This is a genomic window from Ruegeria sp. L11 (assembly GCF_056531755.1).
Map to the genome: position 1 here is coordinate 852865 of NZ_JBQFMI010000001.1, position 23790 is coordinate 876654.

At 56.2% G+C, this 23790-nt stretch carries 21 protein-coding genes; 11 read left to right on the plus strand and 10 right to left on the minus strand.

The window, feature by feature from the left end:
* Positions 1-18: 18 nt before the first annotated feature.
* The 5 genes from ACR0CE_RS04240 to pyrH form a co-directional block, all read right to left on the minus strand.
* The gene (locus ACR0CE_RS04240; RefSeq protein WP_480831067.1) at positions 19-459 is read right to left on the minus strand and encodes a TrgA family protein; all 441 of its coding nucleotides are present in this window, start codon (positions 457-459) and stop codon (positions 19-21) included.
* Positions 460-470: 11 nt separating this feature from the next.
* Positions 471-1682, minus strand: a complete 1212-nt coding sequence (locus ACR0CE_RS04245; RefSeq protein WP_480831069.1) for a class I SAM-dependent methyltransferase — start codon at positions 1680-1682, stop codon at positions 471-473.
* A 69-nt stretch (positions 1683-1751) separates the two neighbouring features.
* On the minus strand, positions 1752-3176 hold the full coding sequence (locus ACR0CE_RS04250; RefSeq protein ID WP_480831226.1) for a cryptochrome/photolyase family protein: 1425 nt from the start codon (positions 3174-3176) through the stop codon (positions 1752-1754).
* Between the two features lie 48 nt (positions 3177-3224).
* The gene (locus ACR0CE_RS04255) at positions 3225-4451 is read right to left on the minus strand and encodes an aminotransferase class V-fold PLP-dependent enzyme (RefSeq protein ID WP_480472429.1); all 1227 of its coding nucleotides are present in this window, start codon (positions 4449-4451) and stop codon (positions 3225-3227) included.
* A 262-nt stretch (positions 4452-4713) separates the two neighbouring features.
* Positions 4714-5466 (minus strand): UMP kinase, encoded by a 753-nt coding sequence (gene pyrH / locus ACR0CE_RS04260; protein ID WP_209504110.1) that lies wholly within the window; start codon positions 5464-5466, stop codon positions 4714-4716.
* A 97-nt stretch (positions 5467-5563) separates the two neighbouring features.
* On the opposite strand from pyrH, the gene miaA reads away from it, so the two are divergent.
* The 5 genes from miaA to ACR0CE_RS04285 all read left to right on the plus strand — a co-directional run bounded on the left by miaA (position 5564) and on the right by ACR0CE_RS04285 (position 13308).
* Positions 5564-6457: a tRNA (adenosine(37)-N6)-dimethylallyltransferase MiaA gene (gene miaA / locus ACR0CE_RS04265; RefSeq protein WP_480537711.1), complete on the plus strand. Its 894-nt coding sequence runs from the start codon at positions 5564-5566 to the stop codon at positions 6455-6457.
* 352 nt (positions 6458-6809) lie between these two features.
* Positions 6810-8480 carry an ABC transporter substrate-binding protein gene (locus tag ACR0CE_RS04270; protein WP_480831071.1) on the plus strand — a complete coding sequence of 557 codons (1671 nt, stop codon included), beginning with the start codon at positions 6810-6812 and terminating at the stop codon, positions 8478-8480.
* 123 nt (positions 8481-8603) lie between these two features.
* Positions 8604-9650, plus strand: a complete 1047-nt coding sequence (locus tag ACR0CE_RS04275) for an ABC transporter permease (RefSeq protein WP_209504113.1) — start codon at positions 8604-8606, stop codon at positions 9648-9650.
* A gap of 13 nt (positions 9651-9663) precedes the next feature.
* Positions 9664-11127 (plus strand): ABC transporter permease, encoded by a 1464-nt coding sequence (locus tag ACR0CE_RS04280; RefSeq protein ID WP_480481219.1) that lies wholly within the window; start codon positions 9664-9666, stop codon positions 11125-11127.
* A 93-nt stretch (positions 11128-11220) separates the two neighbouring features.
* Complete coding sequence (locus ACR0CE_RS04285) at positions 11221-13308, plus strand: ABC transporter ATP-binding protein (protein ID WP_267363907.1); 2088 nt, start codon at positions 11221-11223, stop codon at positions 13306-13308.
* A gap of 111 nt (positions 13309-13419) precedes the next feature.
* On the opposite strand, the gene ACR0CE_RS04290 is transcribed toward ACR0CE_RS04285, so the two are convergent.
* From ACR0CE_RS04290 to ACR0CE_RS04300, 3 genes are all read right to left on the minus strand, one after another.
* On the minus strand, positions 13420-14406 hold the full coding sequence (locus ACR0CE_RS04290; protein WP_480537707.1) for an MBL fold metallo-hydrolase: 987 nt from the start codon (positions 14404-14406) through the stop codon (positions 13420-13422).
* 130 nt (positions 14407-14536) lie between these two features.
* The gene (locus tag ACR0CE_RS04295; RefSeq protein WP_267363905.1) at positions 14537-15499 is read right to left on the minus strand and encodes a LuxR C-terminal-related transcriptional regulator; all 963 of its coding nucleotides are present in this window, start codon (positions 15497-15499) and stop codon (positions 14537-14539) included.
* Positions 15500-15595: 96 nt separating this feature from the next.
* Positions 15596-16174 carry a lytic transglycosylase domain-containing protein gene (locus ACR0CE_RS04300; protein ID WP_480481225.1) on the minus strand — a complete coding sequence of 193 codons (579 nt, stop codon included), beginning with the start codon at positions 16172-16174 and terminating at the stop codon, positions 15596-15598.
* A 201-nt stretch (positions 16175-16375) separates the two neighbouring features.
* On the opposite strand from ACR0CE_RS04300, the gene ssb reads away from it, so the two are divergent.
* Positions 16376-16864: a single-stranded DNA-binding protein gene (gene ssb / locus ACR0CE_RS04305; RefSeq protein WP_209504119.1), complete on the plus strand. Its 489-nt coding sequence runs from the start codon at positions 16376-16378 to the stop codon at positions 16862-16864.
* Positions 16865-16882: 18 nt separating this feature from the next.
* On the plus strand, positions 16883-17953 hold the full coding sequence (locus ACR0CE_RS04310; RefSeq protein ID WP_480565034.1) for a site-2 protease family protein: 1071 nt from the start codon (positions 16883-16885) through the stop codon (positions 17951-17953).
* Between the two features lie 9 nt (positions 17954-17962).
* Here the strand turns inward: ACR0CE_RS04310 and aroB are convergent, their stop codons facing one another.
* Together aroB and ACR0CE_RS04320 are read right to left on the minus strand one after the other, a co-directional pair.
* Complete coding sequence (gene aroB, locus ACR0CE_RS04315) at positions 17963-19075, minus strand: 3-dehydroquinate synthase (protein WP_480831074.1); 1113 nt, start codon at positions 19073-19075, stop codon at positions 17963-17965.
* The gene (locus ACR0CE_RS04320) at positions 19075-19662 is read right to left on the minus strand and encodes a shikimate kinase (protein ID WP_480831076.1); all 588 of its coding nucleotides are present in this window, start codon (positions 19660-19662) and stop codon (positions 19075-19077) included. The genes aroB and ACR0CE_RS04320 overlap by 1 nt, the downstream gene beginning before the upstream one ends.
* A gap of 79 nt (positions 19663-19741) precedes the next feature.
* Here ACR0CE_RS04320 and ACR0CE_RS04325 point away from each other — a divergent pair, with 79 nt between their 5' ends.
* The 4 genes from ACR0CE_RS04325 (at position 19742) to ACR0CE_RS04340 (ending at position 23731) form a co-directional block, all read left to right on the plus strand.
* The gene (locus ACR0CE_RS04325) at positions 19742-19891 is read left to right on the plus strand and encodes a hypothetical protein (protein WP_480472404.1); all 150 of its coding nucleotides are present in this window, start codon (positions 19742-19744) and stop codon (positions 19889-19891) included.
* Positions 19881-21401 (plus strand): hypothetical protein, encoded by a 1521-nt coding sequence (locus tag ACR0CE_RS04330; RefSeq protein ID WP_480831077.1) that lies wholly within the window; start codon positions 19881-19883, stop codon positions 21399-21401. Before ACR0CE_RS04325 ends, ACR0CE_RS04330 begins: the two co-directional genes overlap by 11 nt.
* Positions 21402-21403: 2 nt before the next feature.
* On the plus strand, positions 21404-22360 hold the full coding sequence (locus tag ACR0CE_RS04335; RefSeq protein WP_480493336.1) for a site-specific tyrosine recombinase XerD: 957 nt from the start codon (positions 21404-21406) through the stop codon (positions 22358-22360).
* 81 nt (positions 22361-22441) lie between these two features.
* Positions 22442-23731 carry an HlyC/CorC family transporter gene (locus tag ACR0CE_RS04340; RefSeq protein ID WP_480831080.1) on the plus strand — a complete coding sequence of 430 codons (1290 nt, stop codon included), beginning with the start codon at positions 22442-22444 and terminating at the stop codon, positions 23729-23731.
* Positions 23732-23790: the final 59 nt, after the last annotated feature.

The window sequence follows — 23790 nt, forward strand, 5'->3', positions numbered from 1 at the left end:
TCTCTTGTCAGTAACGGATCAGCGCCATGATCGGTTGGCCTTTTCTGTGGCCAGCCCCGAGACAACGGCACCTATCAGGAATGCTATCAGAATTTCCGGGTAAATCAGCAGCTTGCTGTACTCAATCCCGATCTTGAAAATGGCCAGAATGGCCTCAAACGGGCCACCGTAACGATTGCGCATGGCAAGCCGGAACATTTCGTAACAGCCCTGCACAAACAGCGCCCAGAAAATCAGCGAGGCGACACCAGTCAGCCCATTGTTGATCCCAGAGATCCAGCCGCGCCCAGCCCGCTTACCCATGATGCCCCACCCGCAAGCTGCGCCAAGGCCCATGTTAACCAGGGTAAAGTACCCGTAATCCTTACCTTCTTCACCGTTTTCGATAATCATTCCTGAGACAATGAATGCCAGCACGATGAGACAAACGGCGGCTACAAGACGCGAGGCAGTGGGCATGTTTCGGTCCGTCAGTTAACTTGCTTTGCTACGGTGATCTGTGTCACATCGCAATTGCGCGTGTCAAAGGCTGCGCCACACGCTGTCAAATAATAATTCCACATGCGGCGAAAACGCTCATCAAAGCCCAGGTCTGCGATCTGTTCCCATTTTGCATTGAACGTTTCATACCACCGCCGCAGCGTCAGGTCGTAACTTTTGCCGAATTCTTTCGACTTCACTACATTCAGACCGGCCTGATTGATCTGCTGCCGCAGGATCGAAGGTGACGGAAGCATTCCACCCGGAAAGATGTATTTCTGAATGAAATCAACACCGTTCTTGTAATAATCCCAGCGGTGGTCACCTACGGTTATGATTTGCAAGGTCGCTTGCGCCCCTGGCTTCAGCCTCTCACGAACGGTTTCAAAATAAACCGGCCAGTATTTTTGACCGACCGCCTCGAACATCTCGATTGAGGCTATGCCATCATATTGCCCACGCTCATCGCGATAGTCTTGCAACTTGAATGTCACCTGATCAGAAAGTCCTGCTTTTTCAATACGTTCATTGGCAAACTTGAACTGCTCCTCACTAATCGTAAGGCCGGTTACATGCAAACCCCGCTCTTTCGCGGCATATTCGGCAAAACCGCCCCAACCGCATCCGATTTCCAGAATGTGGTCACCGGGTTTGGCCCCCATTTCATCGACAAGGCTGGCATATTTGGCAGTTTGCGCCTTCTCAAGACTTTCTTGCCCGGTCTCAAAAATGGCGCTGGAATAAGTCATCGTGTCATCCAGCCACAAACCGTAGAAGTCGTTACCCAGATCATAGTGGTAAGAGATATTCTTTTTCGCCTGCGTCCGGTTATTGCGATGAAGCCAGAACCGCAGCCGTTCATAGGCCTGGACAAGGAACTTTCCAGTAAACCCGTCATAGACGGTTTCGGACCCCAGATGGACAAGATCCATGAATGAGCGCAGATCAGGCGTGCTCCAATGTCCTTCAAGGTAGGCATCAGAAAACCCCAGCTCGCCTTCGCGGATCAGACGGGCAAAAACATCTCCGTCGTGGATATCGATCTGAGCAACAGGCCCTGCCTTGGGTCCCTCTGCGCGAAAGATGCGACCATCTGGCAATGTTATGTCTAGTCGCCCCGACTCCATTCTGGTCAGCATCTTGAAGACCTGGGCGAAATACCTGGGCAGATCCGACTGCCCCTCTGTCGTCGTCAGCACCATCCGCTCTCCCCTCTGCGGCACAGGTCTCAGGCTAGGCCGCGATTTTGTTTCTGGCAAGTTTTCAGTTCCTTAGTGAGATTTTCGGCTTTCATACGCACGCAAGGCGCGGTTTCGTCCATCCGCCAGTTTCACGACAGGCTCGGGATAATCCGCCTGCGGACACAGGTTCCATGACCGGGGAACCGCAGCGAAATAGGAAAGTGCAACGTCACTGGGTTTCGTCTGGCCTTCGGCGATCCAGCGCCGCAGGTAAGACCCCTGCGGATCAAACTTTTCGGCCTGCGTTTCAGGATTGAATATACGAAAGAAGGGCGACGCGTCGGGGCCTGAACCCGCAACCCACTGCCAGCCCATGGCGTTACAGGCCGGGTCCCAGTCAATCAGGCAATCCTCGAACCAACTCATCCCGATTTTCCAGTGTGTCATCAGATGTTTGGTCAGGTAACTGGCCACTATCATCCGGGCCCGGTTATGCATACGGCCCGTCACATACATCTGCCGCAGGCCCGCATCGACCACAGGAATTCCGGTTCGGGCCTGTCTCCAGACGGCAACTTCAGGGTGGTGCGGATCGATATTCCAAGGGAAATCATCCCATTCCGCTTTCCAGTTATCGGTCAGCAGATGCGGTGAGTAATACATCAGGTGATAGGCAAACTCACGCCAGACCAACTGCCGCAGAAATGCCTCAGCGCCGGGGGTTCCCGTCATCGCAGCCTGTTGAACCCTGTGCCAGACAGTACGTGGCCCGATCTCGCCCAATGAAAGGTATTCTGACAGGTTTGATGTTCCGTCCAGATCCAACCGGTCACGATCAATGGAGTAGCCGGGTAACTTGTCGAGCAAGTGCTCAAGGTGGTCGCGGGCGGCCTTCTCTCCGGGTTGGACATAGGGGCGCACGATTGCAGCGCCTCGGTACATGTCCGCACCCATATGCCAGGTACTCAGTTTATCACTGGAAGGCCAGGTTGCAGGCCCCGCCAAGCGTGACACCAACGCATCCGGCGCTGGCACGTCCCGCCGCTGAACCGCGCGCCACATAGGAGTGTAGACACGAAACGGCTGGCCCTGCTTTGTTGCGACCGTCCAGGGCTCAAAAAGCAAATGACCAGGAAAGGACTTTGCGCTTACACCCAGTTCGGTCAGCGCCGTTTTGATCTGTGTATCGCGTCTGATCGACGCTGGATCATAGGCCCGCGACCAATAGACAGCCTTTGCGCCCGTCTCTTTGACAAGTGTCCGCAATTGCTCAAGCGCATCGCCACGCCGCAGGATCAGACGGCTACCAAGCCTCGTCAGAGCGTCGCAAAAGACCTCCAGACCCAACCCCAACCGCCATTTTGGGGCCGCGCCAAGGTGTTGCACAAGAAGGTCATGAACAAAGACTGGTATGATCGGACGGCCGCTTGCAACAGCAGCAGTCAATGCCGGATGGTCCGACAGGCGCAGATCCCGTCGGTACCATAAGATGATCGGAGACCGCTCGTTTTCCATATCCACCCTGAGGTTTTCTTCGTTCTACGAAGCCCCAAGCTGAGTGGATCACAAAACGTGTTCAAGCGCCTCCAAAAGCTGATCAATCTCCTGCTGCGAGGTATAATGTGTAAAGCTGACCCGCAAAACGCCCTGTGCCAGATCCACGCCCATCGCTTGCAATGGGCGCACAGCATAAAAGTCGCCTCCCCCCGCCATAACACCGTATTGCGCCAGTTCTGCTGCAACTGACTCAGCGGGACGGTTCAGCGACAGCGCTACCGTCGGCGCACGCCGGGTGGCATCTGAAGTGCCGATCAGACGTACCGCGTTGCGGTCCTTTACCGCATCCAGAACCGGTTGAAGTAAGGACACCTCATGCGCGCGCATCAGGTCATGGGCAAAGGCACCCTGCTCTGCTGCACCGGCGTCAGGCCCACCGTGATGCGTGCACAGGAGCTCGACGTAATCGGCCATACCTGCACTTGCCGCAATCTGAGCATGATCCGGGCCTGCCGGGGTAAAGCGCTTGTAAAGAACGTCGGCGTTGAAGTAGTGCGCTTGGTTGGGCAGCAACTCTCCCAGTGTTCGGCGAATGACCATGCAGCCTTGATGCGGGCCAAAAGTTTTATAGGCTGAAAACAGATAGATATCCGGCCCCAAATCGCCAACATTCGGAAACCCATGCGGGGCGTAAGATACGCCGTCCACGCAGACAAATGCACCAGCCGCGTGGGCAATCGCAGTGATCTCGGTGACCGGGTTAATCTCTCCAACGACATTGGAACAATGCGGGAAACAGACCAGACGCACTTTTTCGTCCAGCATATTTTCCAGATCCTGCGGGTTCAGTGATCCGGTTTCAGGATCGATCTGCCACTCCCGCACTTCAATCCCTGCCTCGGCCAGACGACGCCATGGGCCCGAATTTGCCTCGTGATCCTGATTGGTCACGACAATCGCCTCGCCAGGTTTCATCCATTGCCTGAACGCCTGTGCCAAAACATAGGTATTCTGTGTCGTCGAAGGGCCAAAGCTCAGCTCATCGGTTTCAACACCCAGGATGGCGGCCATGCGCACGCGTGCCTCATCCATCTCGGCACCTGCAAGACGGCTGGCCTCATAAGGGGCGTAGGGCTGAACCTTTCGCTGCGTATAGAACCGCGTCAACCGGTCGATCACCGGCTTGCAGGTATATGACCCGCCCGCATTCTCAAAAAACGCCTGTCCTTTCAGGCTGGGTTCGGAAAAAGCCGGAAACTGTGCCCGAACGAAATCGATATCCAGAGAGCTCATGCCTCATTGCTCCTTAGTTGTGCTGTCATATCAACAAGATGCCCGCTCATGTTTCCGGACATCTCAGAAATCATGGCAGGTCTTCCAGCCCAGCCTGTGCTTGCGCCATGAGCTGACGAAACACCGGGCAGCCCTTCACTTCGGAAGGACAACGCTACTTAGACAGCACCATCCGCGACCGTCAAGCTGAAGCAAAAGAAAAAGCCCGGCGGGGTTGCCGGGGCTGAATTTCTAACACTCTGGGGCAGGTCTCGTTCGGGCCTCAACCCTGAACTTTGGTATATGTCCCCTCGCCTGCAAGAATACCACGGAAACCTCCGGGCTCATCCAGACCAAAGACGATCAGAGGCAGGTTGTTGTCACGCGCCAGCGCGATGGCTGACGCATCCATGACCCGCAACCGCTTGGCTAGAACGTCGTCATAGGTGACCGTGTCATAACGCACCGCGTCGGCATGTTGTTTGGGATCCTTGTCGTAGACGCCGTCGACACCGTTCTTGCCCATGAAAATCGCCTCACACGCCATTTCATTGGCGCGCAAGGTCGCCGCGGTGTCGGTGGTGAAATACGGGTTGCCGGTGCCGGCCGCAAAGATGCAAACCCTTTTCTTTTCAAGGTGTCGTACGGCGCGGCGGCGGATATACGGCTCGCACACTTCATCCATGCGAATGGCCGAAATGACCCTGGTGAACACCCCAATCTCTTCCAGGGCAGATTGCATACCCAGTGCGTTCATCACCGTGGCCAACATCCCCATATAGTCTGCTGTCGTCCGCTCCATACCCTGAGCAGATCCACTCAGGCCCCGGAAAATGTTTCCGCCACCGATAACCATGCAGATCTCAACGCCCAGATCGTGAACCGATTTCACCTCTTGCGCGATGCGTTGAACTGTCGGCGGGTGCAGGCCAAAGCCCTGATCCCCCATCAATGCCTCTCCTGAAATTTTCAACATGACACGTTTGTATGTGGTTTTCGGGGTTTCGGCAGTTTCAGAAGACGGGGAAAGGCTCATGTTGCGCTCCGGGCTGGCACGGGGTTAATTTCCGGCGCAAAATGAAGCAAAAGCTCCGCAGGTTCAATGCGGTTGGTGAGGATTGAGGCAACCGCATATGACCCGGCGATCAACAGACGCGATATTTCAGCAATTACCCCCTATTCCCGACGACAAACCTGTCCTGATTGCAGGGCCGACGGCATCCGGGAAATCAGCACTGGCGCTGGAGATCGCCGAACGGCATGGCGGGGTCGTCGTCAATGCAGACGCAAGTCAGGTCTATGACTGCTGGCGAGTGATCTCGGCCCGACCATCTGTCGAAGAAGAAACACGCGTGCCGCATCTGCTCTATGGTCACATCGCCTATGATCAGGACTATTCTGCCGGTCACTGGCTGCGAGAAGTGGTGCCACTGCTAACCGGGGGCCAGCGGCCAATCATTGTCGGCGGGACAGGATTGTATTTCTCGGCCCTGACCGAAGGCATGGCCGAAATTCCTGCGACCCCAGCGCAGGTGCGGGCCGAAGCAGACTTGCTGACCGTTGCCGAGCTGGTCGCCGGGGTCGACGAACAGACACTGTCTGGCCTGGATATGCAGAACCGCGCGCGCGTGCAGCGCGCTTGGGAAGTGCAGCGCGCCACTGGTCGCAGCCTGTTATCTTGGCAGGCCGATACGCCACCGCCAATTTTACGGCTGGATGATGCGGTTCCTATCGTTTTTGACGTCGACAAAACGTGGCTTCTGGATCGGATTGAACGCCGTTTTGATCAGATGCTGGAGCTGGGCGCAATCGACGAAGTACGCGCCATGCGGGATCGTTTCGACCCCGCTCTTCCCGCCTGCAAAGCCATTGGTGTGCCAGAGCTTATGGCCTATCTGGATGGAACACTGACTTTGGATCAGGCCCGTGAACGGGCCACAATCTCGACCCGGCAATTTGCCAAACGTCAACGCACGTGGTTTCGGGCAAGAATGAAAACATGGAATCACGTTGATTTCTCAAAGTGATATCTGGAGTTGTTCATTCCACAGGATATGACACCGAAAGCAAACAGATCAACGGAAACTAACTGGTTTTTCGTCTGTTATCAGTGATTTGACGCAGAATCTCCGCAAGGGTTTCTTCTTGCGGGGCGCCACATGACAAAATCCGTACTGAAATATCAACACTGCGGGAACGTCGCTTTTGTGCATTTTATGTCGATTCCGAACGTTGACGTTGAGTGATTTCTGGTGCCGAATGGCGGCATGGGGATGCACAGAGTCCAAAAACCGGAATCCTTCTTTCTTTCGACCGGACAAGCCCGTGTCGCTTAGAACAAGAACAAATCAACAAAATCAATGTCACAGGGAGACATTTATGACCAATACGGCAATCACCACAGACAAGGTGCACTGGGCGGCCGAGATGCACGCGCAGGAATACCGTGACGGCAAGCTTAGCCGCCGGGAATTTCTGGTCCGCGCAACGGCGCTGGGTGTCGCGGTACCGACGGCCTATGGTTTGATCGGTCTGCAATCACCTGCGGCGGCGCAAGAGCCGCAACGCGGTGGAACCATCCGCTATCAGATGGAAGTGCGCGCGCTTAAAGATCCGCGAACTTATGACTGGACGCAAATTGCCACTTTCACAGCAGGCTGGCTTGAGTACCTCGTCGAATACAACAACGACGGCTCGTTCAAGCCAATGCTGCTGGAAAGCTGGGAAGCCAACGCCGACGCCACCGAATACACATTGAACGTTCGCAAGGGCGTAAAGTGGAACAATGGCGATGACTTCACAGCCGAAGACGTGGCCCGCAACATCGAAGGATGGTGTGACGCTGGTCTGGAAGGCAACTCGATGGCATCGCGTATGGCGTCGCTTATCGACGAAAGCACTCAGAAAGCTGCGGACGGCGCAATCACCGTTGTCGACTCCCATACTGTCAAACTGAAGTGCAACGCGCCTGACATCACGATCATCCCGGGCATGGCGGACTATCCCGCTCCTATCGTTCATAGCAGCTTCGATGCGAACGACATGCTTTCAAACCCAGTCGGCACAGGTTTCATGCTGCCTGACAGCCACGAAGTTGGCGTTAAAGGCGTGCTGGTGCGCAACGAAGGCTTCGACTGGTGGGGATATGAGGCTGGCAAAGGCGGCTATATCGACCGCATCGAGTTCATCGACTACGGCACTGACCCGGCTGCATTCCTTGCGGCTTATGAGGCCGAAGAGATCGACATGAACTGGGAATCTGTTGGCGAATTCGTCGACATCTTCGACGGAATTGGGCTTGTGCGCTCGGAAATCCCGTCGGGCTTCACCATCGTTATCCGCCCGAACCAGTTGGCCGAAGACGAAAACGGCAACAAGATCTACGGCGACAAGCGCGTTCGTCAGGCTTTGGCCATGGCGGTGGACAACGAAGTGTGCCTGGAGCTGGGCATGTCAGGCTACGGCATTCCGGCTGACAACTGCCATGTCGGGCCGATGCACCCTGAACATGACTCGGCCGTGACTCGCATCCCGTACGATCCTGCCGGGGCGAAAGCCCTGATGGACGAAGCGGGTATGGGTGATTTTGAGCACGAAGTGCAATCAATCGATGATGACTGGCGCCGTAACACCACAGCCGCGGTTGTAGCGCAGCTGAACGACGCGGGCATCAAGGCCAAGCATACAGTTCTGCCGGGATCGACCTTCTGGAACGACTGGACGAAATACGCCTTCTCGTCGACGAACTGGAACCACCGCCCATTGGGCACTCAGGTTCTGGCACTGGCCTATAAATCAGGAGTCGCATGGAACGAATCCGGTTTCGCCAATGCAGAGTTTGATGCGTTGCTGGCCGAGGCGAACTCGATCGCAGATGTCGACAAACGTCGTGAAGTGATGGCCAAACTGCAGGGGATCATGATCGACGAAGGTGTCACGATCCAGCCTTATTGGCGGACAGCGATGCGCCATCACCGCGACAATTTGGTGGGTGTCGAAAAGCATATCGCAGACCTGCCGCAGCTTTATAAGTTCGGCTTTACGTCCTGAGCCAAAACGCAAAAGGCCGCGCCACCCTGGCGCGGCCTCTTCGTCCTGAACGCGACGAACAAATAATAACAGCTAAGCGTGGTGTTCCTTGAAACCCGCGCTAGCCGACCCACAGGGGCAAATATGGGACTTTTCATTCTAAGGCGCGTTGGCATCATGCTGTTGACGGCATTGTGTTTGACTTTCCTGGTTTTCTTCTTAACCAACCTCTATCCGAACCTCGAGAAGCTGGCGAAAACGCAGGGCAACTTTCGGATGTCGGATGAACAGGTTGAGAGCTACCTGAGCAAAAATGGTTACCTCCAATCCACTCCGATAAAATACGGCGAATGGCTAGGTGTCCTGCCCTCTTATCGGTACACGAATGAAGACGGAACCGTTCAGGGAAGATGCATTCTGCCGGGCAAAACCGCCGAAGAATCTCCGAATTTCTGCGGAATCCTGCAAGGGTATTGGGGCTATTCGACTGTCTTCAAGGAAGAGGTTTCCACCGTTGTTGGGAACCGGTTGGCTCTGACTGGTCGTCTGATGCTCTGGGTCATGTTGCTGATGGTTCCGTCCGCGTTGATCCTTGGTGTTTTGGCAGGAATGAAAGAAGGATCTGCCACTGACAGGACGTTATCGACCTTCGCCATCACAACGACGGCGACGCCGGAATATGTCTCGGGCGTGATCTTTATCGCGATCTTCACCTCATCCGCAGTTGGTTTGAAGTGGTTCAAAGGCACGGCCACGCAAGCGATGGAGAACCCGACCTTTGAGAACTTCTTCCTGCCGGTCCTGACTATTGCACTTTATGGGATGGGCTATATTGCCCGAATGACTCGCGCTTCGATGACCGAAGTGATGACCGCCCAATATATCCGGACAGCGCGTCTGAAAGGTGTGTCCTTCCCCAATATCGTCATGAAACATGCGTTGCGTAACGCGCTGATCGCACCGTTCACCGTCATCATGCTGCAGTTCCCCTGGCTGCTGAATGGTGTAGTGATCGTCGAGACCCTGTTCAACTACAAGGGCTTCGGCTGGGCGCTGGTTCAGGCCGCGGGCAATAACGACATTCAGCTGTTGCTGGCGATTTCGGTCGTGTCGGTCTTTGTGGTGCTGGTGACCCAGCTGATTTCGGATATCGGCTATGTCTACCTCAACCCGCGCATCCGCATTTCTTAAGGAGGGTTAGATCATGGAACCACTTACCTGGACCGGCTCTATCGCCTTCCTGAACCCGCTTTTTGCCCTTGGCCTTGCGCTAATGCTCTTGTCAATTGCCGTCTGGATGCTGGCCAGCATCGTGCTGCCCGAAGACCAGATGACGGTGAACCCGGACGGTACGTTGAGCTCAAGCTCGGGCCTGCGGACACTGATACAACTTGCACTGCGCTACAGTTTCTTGGCCAGTGTCGGAATCGCACTCGCCTATATCGTACTGGGCGTACTAATGGGCACCAGCGCCGGGATTATTGGCGCCATGTCCCAGCAGTTTTTGCCCGTCTGGGTGTCGTTAATCATCCTTTATGCCATGTCGATCGCTTTCAAACGCAAGCTTGGCCTCTACGGCAAACTGTTTGACAGTCCCATCGGCATGATTGGCTTTGGCCTTGTGATGTTCTGGGTTTTCACCGGGGTATTCGGCGCGATGGATTTGATCGTCACGCATGACCCGCTGTCGCAGGTTTCGGGCATGAAGAACAAAGTGCCAGGTACGCCACTTTCAAATCTGGAGGACGGTCAATACGCCTGGTATCTGCTGGGTGGCGACAATCTGGCCCGCGATGTGTTCAGCCGCATGGTCAAAGGGGCATGGATTGTTGTTCAGATCGCCCCGCTTGCCACGATGTTTGCCTTCATGGTTGGCATCACGCTGGGTCTGCCGGCAGGCTATTATGGTGGTCGGCTGGATACTTTGCTGTCGTTCCTTGCGAACCTGATCCTGGCCTTCCCGGTGATCCTGCTGTTCTATCTGCTGGTCACGCCCGAGATCGTTGCGACCGGTGTACCGAACTATATGGCGGCCGTCTTGTTCGTATTCCCGATCATCTTCCTCGGTGTGCTGCTGAACTCACGCTACTATACCAGACCGAACTTCCGAACACCGCTGTTGATCGGAGTTTTAGGGGTAGCGGGTTGGTTCTACCTGTCTCTGATTTCGACCGGTGGCTACATCATCAATACCGACGCCTATCGTATCTGGGGTCTGCCGACCTATCTGGATCTGTTCGATATTCCAGGTGGTATTCTGGTGGTCTTCGTCTCGGTGGTCTTTGTGAATTCGCCCACCGTTTTCCGCATCGTGCGCGGACTGGCGCTGGACATCAAAACACGGGACTACGTGGCAGCAGCACAAACCCGTGGCGAAGGTCCGTGGTACATCATGTTGTGGGAAATCCTGCCCAACGCGCGCGGCCCGCTGATCGTCGATTTCTGTCTGCGTATTGGCTATACCACCATCCTACTGGGAACCTTAGGTTTCTTTGGTCTGGGCCTGCCACCTGAAAGCCCTGACTGGGGGTCGACGATCAACGAGGGGCGCAAGCTTTTGTCGATCTACCTGCACCCTGCTCTGCCACCCGCGCTGGCCTTGTTGACGCTGGTTCTGGGTCTGAACCTGCTGGCCGACGGGTTGCGCGAAGAAAGTCTGAAAGACTGATGTGAAAGCGACCGGGGGGCCAGCCCCCCGGACCCCCCGAGATATTTTTAGCCAGATGAAGAGGATCCCCTCGATCTGGCGAGGAGATACAAGATGAGCAAGATGGCGGATTATGACGGCCCGATCCTTGAGATCGACAAGCTGTCGATTTCCTTCTTTACCCGCCTGCGGGAAATTCCGGCCGTGATGGATTTCTCTGTCAGTGTGCAACCCGGTGAAGCTGTTGGTCTGGTCGGTGAATCCGGTTGCGGCAAATCCACGGTGGCGCTGGGTGTCATGCAGGACCTTGGCAAAAACGGTCGCATCGTTGGTGGTACGATCAAGTTCAAGGGTCGTGATCTGGCGGAAATGAGTTCAGACGAATTGCGCGACATACGCGGCAATGAGATCGCGATGATCTATCAGGAGCCGATGGCCTCACTGAACCCGGCAATGAAGATCGGTAAGCAGCTGATGGAAGTGCCCATGATTCACGAGGGCGTCAGCGCGGAAGAAGCGTATTCGCGCGCGCTGGAAGTTGTCACCGATGTGCGCTTGCCGGACCCCGAGCGAATGCTCAACTCGTTCCCGCACCAGCTGTCAGGCGGTCAACAGCAGCGCATCGTGATCGCGATGGCCTTGATGTCGAAACCGGCGCTGCTGATCCTTGACGAACCAACAACGGCACTTGACGTGACGGTTGAGGCTGCCGTGGTCGAGCTGGTGAAGGATCTGGGCAAGAAATACGGCACCTCGATGCTTTTCATTTCGCACAACCTCGGGCTGGTTCTGGAAACCTGTGACCGGCTTTGCGTGATGTATTCGGGTGAGGCGGTCGAGCGCGGCTCGATCAAGGATGTGTTTGACGAGATGCAGCATCCTTACACGCAAGCCCTGTTCCGGTCGATCCCGCTGCCGGGGGCCGACAAGAATTCGCGCCCGCTGGTGGCTATACCGGGGAACTTTCCCCTACCCCATGAGCGGCCCCCTGGTTGTAACTTTGGTCCGCGCTGCGACTATTTCGAAGAGGGTCGCTGTGACGCCAAGGACATCCTGATGGAGGCGGTGCCCGGAAATGACCGGCACCATACCCGTTGCCTTAAATTCAAAGAGATTGACTGGAACGCACCAATCACGGTGGGTGAACAGAAAGAGAAAGGTGAGATCGGCAGGGTCGTTCTGAAGATGGACAACCTCAAGAAATACTATGAGGTTGCAGCAAATGCCCTGTTCGGCGGTGGCGAAAAGAAGGTTGTGAAGGCAAACGAAACGCTCAGTTTCGAGGCGCATGAATCCGAGACATTGGCCATTGTGGGCGAATCCGGTTGCGGCAAGTCCACCTTTGCCAAAGTTCTCATGGGTCTTGAGACGGCCACGGACGGGCAGATTCTTCTGGACAACCGCAATATCGAACAGGTGCCCATAGAAGAGCGCGACGCAAAGACCGTTGGTGAAGTTCAGATGGTGTTTCAGAACCCGTTCGACACGCTGAACCCGTCGATGACCGTTGGGCGCCAGATCATCCGGGCATTGGAAATCTTCGGTGTTGGCAATTCCGAGGCCGAGCGCAAGAAGCGGATGCTGGAGCTGCTGGATCTGGTAAAACTGCCGCGCGCCTTTGCCGACAGAATGCCGCGTCAGCTGTCGGGTGGCCAGAAGCAGCGCGTAGGTATCGCGCGCGCCTTTGCCGGCGATGCGCGCATTGTGGTAGCCGACGAGCCCGTATCGGCACTGGACGTTTCGGTGCAAGCTGCGGTGACCGACCTGCTGATGGAAATTCAGCGCGAGCACAAAACCACGTTGCTGTTCATCAGCCATGACCTTTCCATCGTGCGATACCTCAGCGACCGAGTGATGGTGATGTATCTGGGCCACGTGGTCGAGCTGGGCACAACTGATCAGGTTTTTGCCCCCCCCTACCACCCTTATACCGAAGCGCTTCTGAGTGCTGTTCCCATCGCCGATACATCGGTCGAAAAGCAGCACATCGTACTGGAAGGTGATATTCCTTCAGCCATGAACCCGCCACCGGGATGCCCGTTCCAGACACGGTGTCGCTGGAAATCCGAAGTGCCTGACGGCCGCTGCGAGTCACATGTGCCACCGGTGCAGACATTGGCCGAGGGTCATCAGGTGAAGTGCCACTTGTCCGAAGAGGTGCTGGCACGGATGCAACCCGTGATCAAAGTCGCGGCCGAGTAGGTTTGCGGATCTTCACTGGAAAGGGCCGGTCGTTGACCGGCCCTTTCTGTGAGCGCCGCGTTTCACGAGGAAACTGGCGGCGCCTGTGAGTGGTGGTTCCCTGTAAGACTCTCAGCCGGTCATGACATTGTTGCCGAAATGCATGAACTCCTGGTTCATACCAGCAATCTCTCCGGCCTCCAGTTTCAGGCTGGCACTGTCAAGCATCTGATAGCTTTGCTGTCCCTTTACCCACTCGTCTGCTGATTGCAGCGTGGTCAGCGTATAAGACGTGACTTCGTTCAGGTAATGAGTTGGGATAATGATCTTGGGCTTTAGCTTGGCCACGATGTCATTACCCTGATCGAAACTCAGGATATGTTGCGACCCGTCTACCGGAAGGGTCAGAACATCGACCTGTCCGACGGCGTCCCAAAACTCCTGAGGCGGATTGTGGCGATTATCACCCCAGATCAGCGTACGAATGCCGCCTGTTTCCACCAGATAGACCACCATATCCATATGACCCACATTGTTCGGTGGGCAGGCTTCGACCCCAAACTCGGCCAGTGCATTGGTCCAGTTGTACCACCCCGGCGCCACGCAGGCATGTTTATCTGCAAAACCGGTGATCTTGATATCGGCGAACTCGAAATTGCCCACCATCCTGTCCAGCACCATGGTCGAGCTTGGTCGTTCGATCGCGTCGTGATCGAAATGCGCATGTGTCGACAAGGTAATGTCCACCGGGATCTGGGGGAATTCATTGCGGAACCAAAGCCCCCACGCGCCCGACGGGTCATCACGCCAGGGGTCGAACAGGACCGTTGCGCCGTTGGGCGAGGTGATCTTTATGGCGCAATGGCCATAATAGTCGATACCGACAACTCCGGCACTGGCCTGACCCGTCGATCCCTGCAGGTCGATCACGTGGTTATTGTTTCCTGGCTGCAACCAGGCTTGCGATTGCGCCTCGGCCGGTTTTGCCCCCAGCACTGAAGCTGTCGCGCCAACACCGGCAGCACCTGCCGCCATGAAAAATGACCGCCGAGACAGCCCCGGTGCCAGATGATCCCTGTCCCCTTTCAGGATGGTCGGTTTCAGATCCTTGCGATCCATATCTTTGTACCTCTCTGTTGGACGTGCGCCGTTTTTCCGCACCTCAACCCAGAGGGTAACAAGCCAAAGCACATCGGCTCAGACCGAAAAAATGGGGGTGAAATATGGGGGCAATCCCCATATTCGGCATTCACGAAATCGAGAGCAAATGACTGCGCAGGTTTTGATCCCGTCCCTCAAGTCCTAGTTTTCGACGAATGTTGTTGCGGTGAAAATCGATTGTCGACGTCTCTCGGGACAGGGCCTTGGCAATGTCCTTTGTGGTTTTCCCAAACATGACCATCTGTGCAATTTCCATTTCGGTCGGGGTCATTGCCGCGAAGGCATCCGTCAACTTGTCAGACAGCGAAGATGTGATCTCGTTCAGGTTCTTTTCGGCCAGCTCAAGATAGACAAATTGCGCCTCGTCGCCGGAAAGCTGCGCCCGAACCTTTTCAAGATACGGCAAAACTCTGCTTCGAACCTGCTCGACGATTTCGTGATCCCGGTTCTTGCGGTCATCGTCGAGACTTGAGAGCAATACGCGCAACGCTGTGTTCGTCTCCTGCAACTCTCGGGTTCGATCCGAAACACGCGTTTCAAGCTGGGCAAGTGTTTCGTTCAGTTTCTCCTCCAACGCGCGTCTCAGATAAACCTCTTGCAACAAAGCCAAATCCGACTCGACCATGCGCGCGAACTGCGCCAGCCCCTCTCGGAACAACAAGGCCCGCCGGTTCTGTTTACGGTCCAGAACACAGATTGTGCCAAACACCGAGCCATCGGGCCATTTCAGCGGTAAGCCGATGTAAAAGGTCATTCCGTGTTCCAGGTCGTCGTTGTCCGCCCAAACCGGATCACATTTGGCGTCCTCGACCACCAATTCTCCGTCACGCTCCAGAACACCCTGGCAATATAGCTTGGGGTTCAACTGGAAACTCAGACCGACCGGATATGGATTCTCGGGGTGATCGGATGTGATCAAAACCGCATGATCCGGCGCGTCGGTTTTCATGATCAGGCTTGCGGGCACGTCGGCCAGTTCTGCGACCAGATCAACAAGTTGCTGCCAGTTTGCCAGCGTTTCTTTGGGAATCTGCGGGTGATCAGCAGGCATAAGGGGCCTCACCAGTTATTGGGCGATACCCTGTCAGGTTAGTTGGAGGCGTTACACTGAATCAAGAATACGACACTCTGCGGCGCAGCATCGGTTTCAGCCGCCCCAGATAATCTTTACGTAGTTCTGGGTTTCCTTGTACGGCGGGATACCACCATGCTTTTCAACCGCATCAGGCCCCGCGTTATAGGCCGCCAGCGCTAAAGGCCACGATTTGAACTTGCGGTACTGCCAGGACAGATATCTAGCACCGCCTTCGAGGTTCTGCTTGGGATCATGCGGGTTTACGCCCAAAAGCTCAGCCGTTTGTGGCATAAGTTGCGCCAATCCCAACGCACCTTTATGTGACTTCGCCTGAGGGTTCCATCCACTTTCCTGCTGCACGAGACGCAAGAACAGATCTTCAGGGATGTTGTGAAGGCGGGCAACACGCCGCGCGATTTCCAGATACTCTCCGCGATATTTTCCTGAATATCGTTTGCTGACCTGATCGCGCGTTGTTTTGGGTTTCAGCCGGGCCGAGTCGCGGTACTGGGTTGCCGCACGAGAATCCAGAACCTTCGCCTGTTTCAGGAAAATATCCTTGCGGCTTTTGCTGGACAATGTTTGTGCCTGCACCGGCGCAACGGCCAATACAAGGCAGGCAACGGAAAACCCAGCAACCCAAGAACGCATCTTTGCTTATCCTGCTCGATCAAAACCAGTGGGAGTATAGGTATTCCCGCAAAAAATGAAAGCTTGGTAAATAGTACAGTAAGACTCTTGTTCGACAGTGTTGTATCAACTGTTTTCAACCATGATGCAGGCCGTATAGGGTCTCACGAAACTCATTGCGCCAGATTCGGCGCATTTACGCAGAACAGAACGAGGATTTACATGGCGGGTTCAGTCAACAAGGTCATTCTGGTGGGAAATCTTGGCCGCGACCCCGAAGTCCGGTCGTTCCAGAACGGTGGCAAAGTGTGCAACCTGCGCATTGCCACCTCGGAAAACTGGAAAGACCGCAACACGGGTGAACGTCGTGAACGGACAGAGTGGCATTCGGTTGCCATCTTCTCGGAACCGCTGGCCCGCATCGCCGAGCAATATCTGCGCAAGGGCAGCAAGGTTTATATCGAAGGCCAGCTGGAAACCCGCAAATGGCAGGATCAGTCCGGTCAGGATCGTTATACGACCGAGGTTGTCTTGCGCCCCTATCGCGGGGAACTGACCCTGTTGGACGGTCGTAGTGAAGGCGGTGGCGGCAGCGGCGGCGGTTATGGTGGCGGCCAGGCCGGTGGCGGTTACGGTGACCCCTATGGCGGTCCATCCAGCTCTCCGGCGCCCGCATCGGGCGGAATCGACGACGACGAGATTCCGTTCTAAGTAAAACGGAGAAACAACATGACATGGTCCTTCTCTCTCGGCCGATTGCTCGGGTCCGAACTGAGGGTCCATGTCACCTTTTTTCTGCTGCTCGCTTGGGTCGGTTTTGCCGCTTTCTCAGCCGGTGGAATGCCAGCCGCGATTGAGAACCTTCTCTTTGTTCTGGCGCTGTTTGCCTGCGTTGTCGCGCATGAGTTCGGTCACGCCCTTATGGCGCGGCGCTATGGCATCAAAACCCCCGACATCACCCTTCTGCCCATCGGCGGCCTGGCCCGGCTTGAGAGAATGCCGGAAAAACCGATGCAAGAGGTTCTGGTGGCGCTTGCGGGCCCGGCAGTGAATATCGCTATCTTCATTGGCCTTGCCGTGCTTGGCGCAGGGATGCCGCTTGAGACCCTCGCGCAATTGGAGTCACCAAATGTGAGGATTGTGGACAAGCTGGCCTATATCAATCTGCTTTTGGCCATCTTCAACTTGATCCCGGCCTTCCCAATGGACGGAGGCCGCGTCTTTCGCGCACTTCTGTGTTTACGCATGAATCGTGTCAAAGCCACCCGAATTGCAGCCGTTGGTGGCCAGGTTGTCGCCATCGGGTTTGGATTTCTAGGGCTGAGCTCTGGCAATCCAATTCTGGTATTGATCGCCGTATTCGTGTTCTTTGCAGCCAATGCAGAAAGCCAGGAAGTCGCTTTGCGATCTGCGGTTCGTCGTGTTCTGGCCCGTGACGCGATGATCACCGAGTTTCACGCACTTTCTCCCAGTGATACGCTGAGCACAGCTGCACAAGCCGTCATTCACACCACGCAGCACGAATTTCCGATACTGGACCCAAATCACACGTTGCTGGGCTTTGTGACACGCGATCGCCTGTTCACCGCCCTTGCAAGCGACCAGCCCAGAACCGCACCCGCGACCTCGATCATGGATACAAACGTCCCCACAGTCCTGCTGACAACCGGCCTTGAGGACGTGCTGGAACACCTGCACAATGGGGCGCCGGCCATTGCAGTTCTGACCCATGGCGGTCGCATGATCGGTTACATAACCCGCGAAAACATCGGCGAGCTGATGGTCATTCAGGGTCGTTAACCCCTTGCGTCACACCGGGGCGAGAGCGTCCGACAGAACCGACAAGACCGCATCCTTCGGCACATCCGAAGTCACATATGCCTGACCAATTCCGTGGGCCAGGATAAACCGCAGTTGGCCGTCCACGACTTTTTTGTCCTGCCCCATCAGATCCACCAGCACCTCGGCACTTGGCAATTCGCCCGGAATATCAGCCAGATCCGTTTTCATGCCCATCGCCCGCAGATGTGCGCGTACCCGGCTTGGGTCCTCTTGTGAACACAGGCCAAGGCGGGACGAAAGCTCGAACGCAAGTGCACAGCCGATGGCCACGCCCTCGCCATGCAAAAGACGGTCGGAATACCCTGTGGCGGCCTCCAAGGCATGGCAGAAGGTGTGCCCCAGATTCAGCAGGGCGCGGTCACCTTGTTCGGTTTCATCCCGGGCCACGATATCGGCTTTCATCTGAACCGAGCGGGTTACCGCACGCACACGTGCGGCCATGTCGCCTGAAGACACACTTCGCCCGTTCGCCTCAAGCCATTCAAAGAAATCAGCATCCCCAAGCAAGCCGTATTTCACCACTTCGCCATACCCTGAAAGAAAGTCCCTCTGGGACATGGTCTGCAACACAGATGTATCGGCCAGAACCAGCGATGGCTGATGAAAAGCGCCGATCAGGTTCTTCCCCTGAGGGGCGTTGATCCCTGTTTTCCCCCCGACAGAGCTGTCGACCTGCGCCAGCAAAGACGTGGGGATTTGTACGAACCGAACACCTCGGCGCAGAACGGCTGCGGCAAAGCCGGCAAGATCACCAATTACCCCACCACCAAGGGCCACAACAACGTCGCTGCGTTCAACCTTTTCAGTCAACAGCCACTCAACCGCGCGTTCGAAATGTGGCCAGCTTTTTGTTGCCTCTCCGGCGGGTAAGGCCAGCGCGGACATTTCGATCCCGGTGGTTTTCAGACCCGCACGCAGCGTTTCCAGATGCAGATCAGCGACATTTTCATCTGTCAGGACGGCCACCTTAGGACGCGCCAATAGCGGTGCAATCCAATCGCCTGCGCGCGCCAGAAGATCCGGACCGATCTCAACGTCATACGACCGGTCTCCAAGTTCAACGTGTACTCTTTGATGCATTATCTGATTTCCAAAACATCAGGGCGCGCCAATAAGGCGTCGACAACCCGGTCCACCATATTCTCGATCGAAGTTTCGCCATCCGAATCCACGATCAAATCTGCCTCGGCGTAAACCGGAACACGCGCCTCGTAGAGGGCTTTCAATGTCGCATAAGGATCAGCAGTGCACAGCAGCGGGCGCGTGTCCTTGTGGCGAACTCGGTTCCACAAAACTCTCAGGTCTGCCCGCAGCCAGACAGACGCCCCGCGCAAGGTGATCATACGCCGGTTGTCGGGCTGAAGAAACGCCCCGCCACCCGTTGAAAGGATGCCTTTTTTCTCGTCCAGCAGACGGCTGATGACCTGTGTTTCCTTGGTGCGAAAAAACGGCTCCCCGTCCCGCTCAAAGATTTCGGGGATGGTCATGTTGGCGGCTGATTCGATTTCGGCATCACTATCCAGAAAGGGAACACCCAGACGCGCGGCCAAAGCGCGGCCCACGGCTGTCTTACCAGCCCCCATCATCCCCACCAGAACCACGGTTTTGTGCAGAGCAAATCGGGTCTGCGCGTCCGCTGAGTGCGTGTTATGCTTAATTTCGCTCATTTCACCGTGAATGACGTGATCTTGGGAAAAATGCCAGTTATAACTTGGTCAAAACCAAAAATTGAGGCAGCGTGACGCCATGAGCCGTCTGATCAAATTCCTGATATATGTTCTGTGCCTAGTATTCATCGGGCTGGTTGCCTATGCCTATGTCGGTCCATTCTTTGGCGTGGATTTCTCTGCGCCTCAAAGTGAAATTCGCGAGCCGGTTGTACTGGATGTCAACTAAGCAACTGCTTTTGGCAATCACACTGGCCGGGTCAGCACATGCGCAGGAACCCTTGTCCGCCATCGAATGGCTGACAGACCCGCCGGAAAACCTGCCGGGAACCGTTCTGCTGGAACCACCGGTCACGCAAGATGGCACTTTGCCAGGAATTGAGGTGACTTCGCTTGAAGCGCTGTCGCAGCCGCTGGGCCTTGTTTCGTCCTCTGTCACTGGCCTGCCCGTCGACCTTTGGCAAGGCAGCGATGCGGATCGCTTGGCCGAACTGATCGCCGACGTCCACGTGCGTGACAACCCGGCGATGCAGCGATTGTTGTTCACGTTACTCTTGTCTGAAACACGCGCGCCGTCAGGGCCTCTGGCCGAAGAAACCCTTTTACTGGCGCGGCTGGATCGGTTGATGCAACTGGGTGCCGCTGATCCGGCGCAATCGCTTGTTCAACTGGCCGGACCTACTGACACGCAAGACCGTTTCAAGCGCTGGTTCGATGCGACGCTCTTGACCGGGGATGAGGATCGCAGTTGTACCGCCCTTATTGCCGAACCGCATCTTTCGCGGAACTATGCGGCTCAGATCTTCTGCAAGGCCCGCCGCGGGGATTGGGCTTCAGCCGCGCTGACCCTTGAGGCAGCGCATGCGCTTGAAATCCTTCCACCCGAGGATCTGGCAGTTCTGGACCGTTTCCTCAGCCCGGAACTGTATGAAGGCGCAGCTTACCTGCCGCAGCCTGAGAACCCTGATCCCCTGACGTTCCGTTTGTTTGAGGCAATTGGCGAACGACTTCCCTCCGCTCCGCTGCCACGGGCGTTTGCCAATGCGGATCTGCGCGATGTCGCAGGTTGGAAGGCACAGATCGAAGCAGCGGAACGGCTTACCCGCATTGGCGCATTAACCCCCAATCAGCTGCTGGGCCTTTATACTGAGCGTGACCCGGCGGCCTCAGGTGCTGTCTGGGATCGGGTGGCCGCCGTTCAGCGTTTTGAAAGCGCGTTAGACACCGGGAACGCGGAAGCGATCGGAAAGACCTTGCAGCCGGTCTGGCAACAGATGCGCGGTGTCGGGCTTGAGGTTCCGTTTGCCGAACTGTTTGCCGAGCGCTTGTCGACTGTCACATTACCGGTTGCTGCCACCGAAAACCTGCGCTGGCGTATTCTGATGCTGTCCGGGCTTTACGAACAGGCCGCCTTGTCAACACCTGACACATCGAACGAAACCCGGTTTCTTGCCGCTTTGGCACAAGGCGATCCCGGGCGCGCGGTGTCCCCGTCCCCTTTGGCTGATGCCGTCGCTCAGGGGTTCGAATGGGCAGCGCCTGTGCCAGGCGACATTGATGCGTTGCTGACCAACGGTCAGTTGGGCGAAGCCATAATTGAAGCCATGCAATTGTTTGCACATGGCGCGCGGGGCAATCTGGTGGACCTGACAGCGGCAATTGCAACATTTCGGCGCGTTAGGCTGGAAGACACCGCGCGACGTGCGGCCCTGTCCCTTTTGATCCTGCAAAAGCGTTGATCATGGGCTCTCCGGCATCAGACGCACTGTGGATTTCAACGTTCTTGCAGGCGCAGGCGGCAGAGCTTGGCGCTGCGACCAATACGCTGCTGGCTTATGGGCGCGATCTGAAAGATTTTGCCGAATGGCTGGACCGCAAGAAATCCGGATTTGATCAGGCAGATCGCGACCTGATCGAAGCCTACCTGATCGACTGCGATGCACAGGGCTTGTCACGTTCGACCCGCGCGCGGCGTTTGTCTGCAATAAAGCAGCTGTACCGGTTTGCCTTCGAGGAAGGCTGGCGCGCAGCCAATCCTGCCATTCAGATCAAAGGTCCCGGCCGGCAGAAACGGCTGCCCAAGACGCTGGATGTGCCCGAAGTTGATCGTTTATTGGAGGCCGCCCGAAAAACCGGGAGAACCGAAGCTGACAGGCTAAGAAACACCTGCCTGATGGAGGTTTTGTACGCCACCGGAATGCGGGTGACTGAACTTGTCTCCCTGCCAGTCTCCTCGGCCCGTGGCGATCCCCGGATGCTGCTGGTGCTGGGCAAAGGGGGGAAGGAGCGAATGGTCCCCCTGTCGCCCCCGGCCCGGGATGCGCTGGCCGCGTGGCTGACCGCGCGGGACGAGGCCGAGGATTTGGCCGTGGAAAATGGCGCTCAACGCTCGCGCTTTCTGTTCCCATCACGCGGTAAGTCCGGTCATCTGACACGGCACAGGTTCTTTTTGCTGGTGAAAGAGCTGGCTGTACGCGGCGGTGTTTCTTCTGAAAAAGTCACACCACACACGCTGCGCCATGCATTCGCTACGCATCTGCTGGCCAATGGTGCTGATCTGAGATCGATCCAGACGTTATTGGGTCATGCAGACGTGGCGACGACCGAAATCTATACGCATGTTCTGGATGAACGTCTGGCGGAACTGGTGTTGCAACATCACCCGCTGAGCAAAGACCGCAATGAGGACAAAGGCTAAGACCTTGATCCAGCGGAGCGACGTCCCCATAACGGATGCAGTACACTAACCTATCAAGGACCAATGGAACCCTTACCTTCTATGATCGACGGCGCATTCTGGTTTACGACCGGCGCTATCCTGTTCCTGCTTATCCTGTCCGGATTTTTCTCGGGCTCGGAAACGGCGCTGACCGCCTCATCTAGGGGGAAACTGCGCGCTCAGGCCGACAAGGGATCGCGCGGGGCCAAAAAGGCTCTGGAAATCACCGACGACAACGAACGTCTGATCGGGTCGGTTCTGCTGGGCAACAACCTCGTCAACATTCTGGCCGCGTCACTGGCGACGGCGTTGTTCACACGTCTTTTTGGCGAAAGCGGCGTGGCATTGGCAACGCTGGTCATGACCTTTCTGGTGTTGATCTTTGCCGAAGTGCTGCCCAAGACATACGCCATCACCAATTCCGAAAAGGCCGCTGCGGCCGTTGCGCCGATCATCAGCGTGGTCGTGACGGTGTTTTCACCTGTCGTCGCGGCCGTACGATTGTTGGTGCGTGGCGTATTGCGCCTTTTTGGAGTTCAGATCGATCCTGACAGCAATATTCTGGCCGTGCGCGAAGAAATCGCAGGCGCTCTGCAACTGGGCCATTCGGAAGGGGTTGTCGAAAAAGAAGATCGCGACCGCATCCTCGGTGCACTGGATCTGGGCGACCGCACGGTGGAAGAGATCATGCTCCACCGTTCCAACATCGAGATGATCGATGCGAACGCCCCACCCGAAGCTATCCTGAGGCAATGCCTTGAAAGCCCTCACACTCGTCTGCCTGTTTTCAGGGACGAGCAGGAGAACATTGTTGGCGTTGTTCACGCCAAGGACTTGTTCCGCGCGATGTATGCACAGGCTGGCAGCAGCGACGGCGGCACCGACCGGCTGGCCAGCTTCGATATCGGCAAGGTCGCAAATGCCCCCTATTTCGTTCCGGAGACCACAACTCTGGATGACCAGATGCGCGAGTTTCTGCGAATGCACGGTCACTTTGCGCTGGTGGTGGACGAATACGGCTCATTGCGTGGACTGATCACGCTTGAGGATATTCTGGAAGAAATCGTGGGCGAAATCGCCGATGAGTTCGATATCGCCGAAGAAGTGCCGGTCGTTCGAACGGATGATGGCCAATTCCTTGTCGAAGGTGCTATGACCATTCGCGACGCCAATCGTGCGCTGGACTGGTCGCTACCGGATGAAGAAGCCAACACTCTTGCTGGTCTTGTCATCCACGAAGCCCAGATGATCCCGGTTGTTGGGCAAGTGTTTTCGTTCCATGGCTTCCGGTTCGAGGTTACAGCACGCGAAGGCAATCGTATCACAGCCCTGAAAGTGCGGCCCTTATAGGGTTTGGACGCTAGACAAAAACGACGCGCTCTGTCGCTCGTTTGACAGAATGCTTTGCC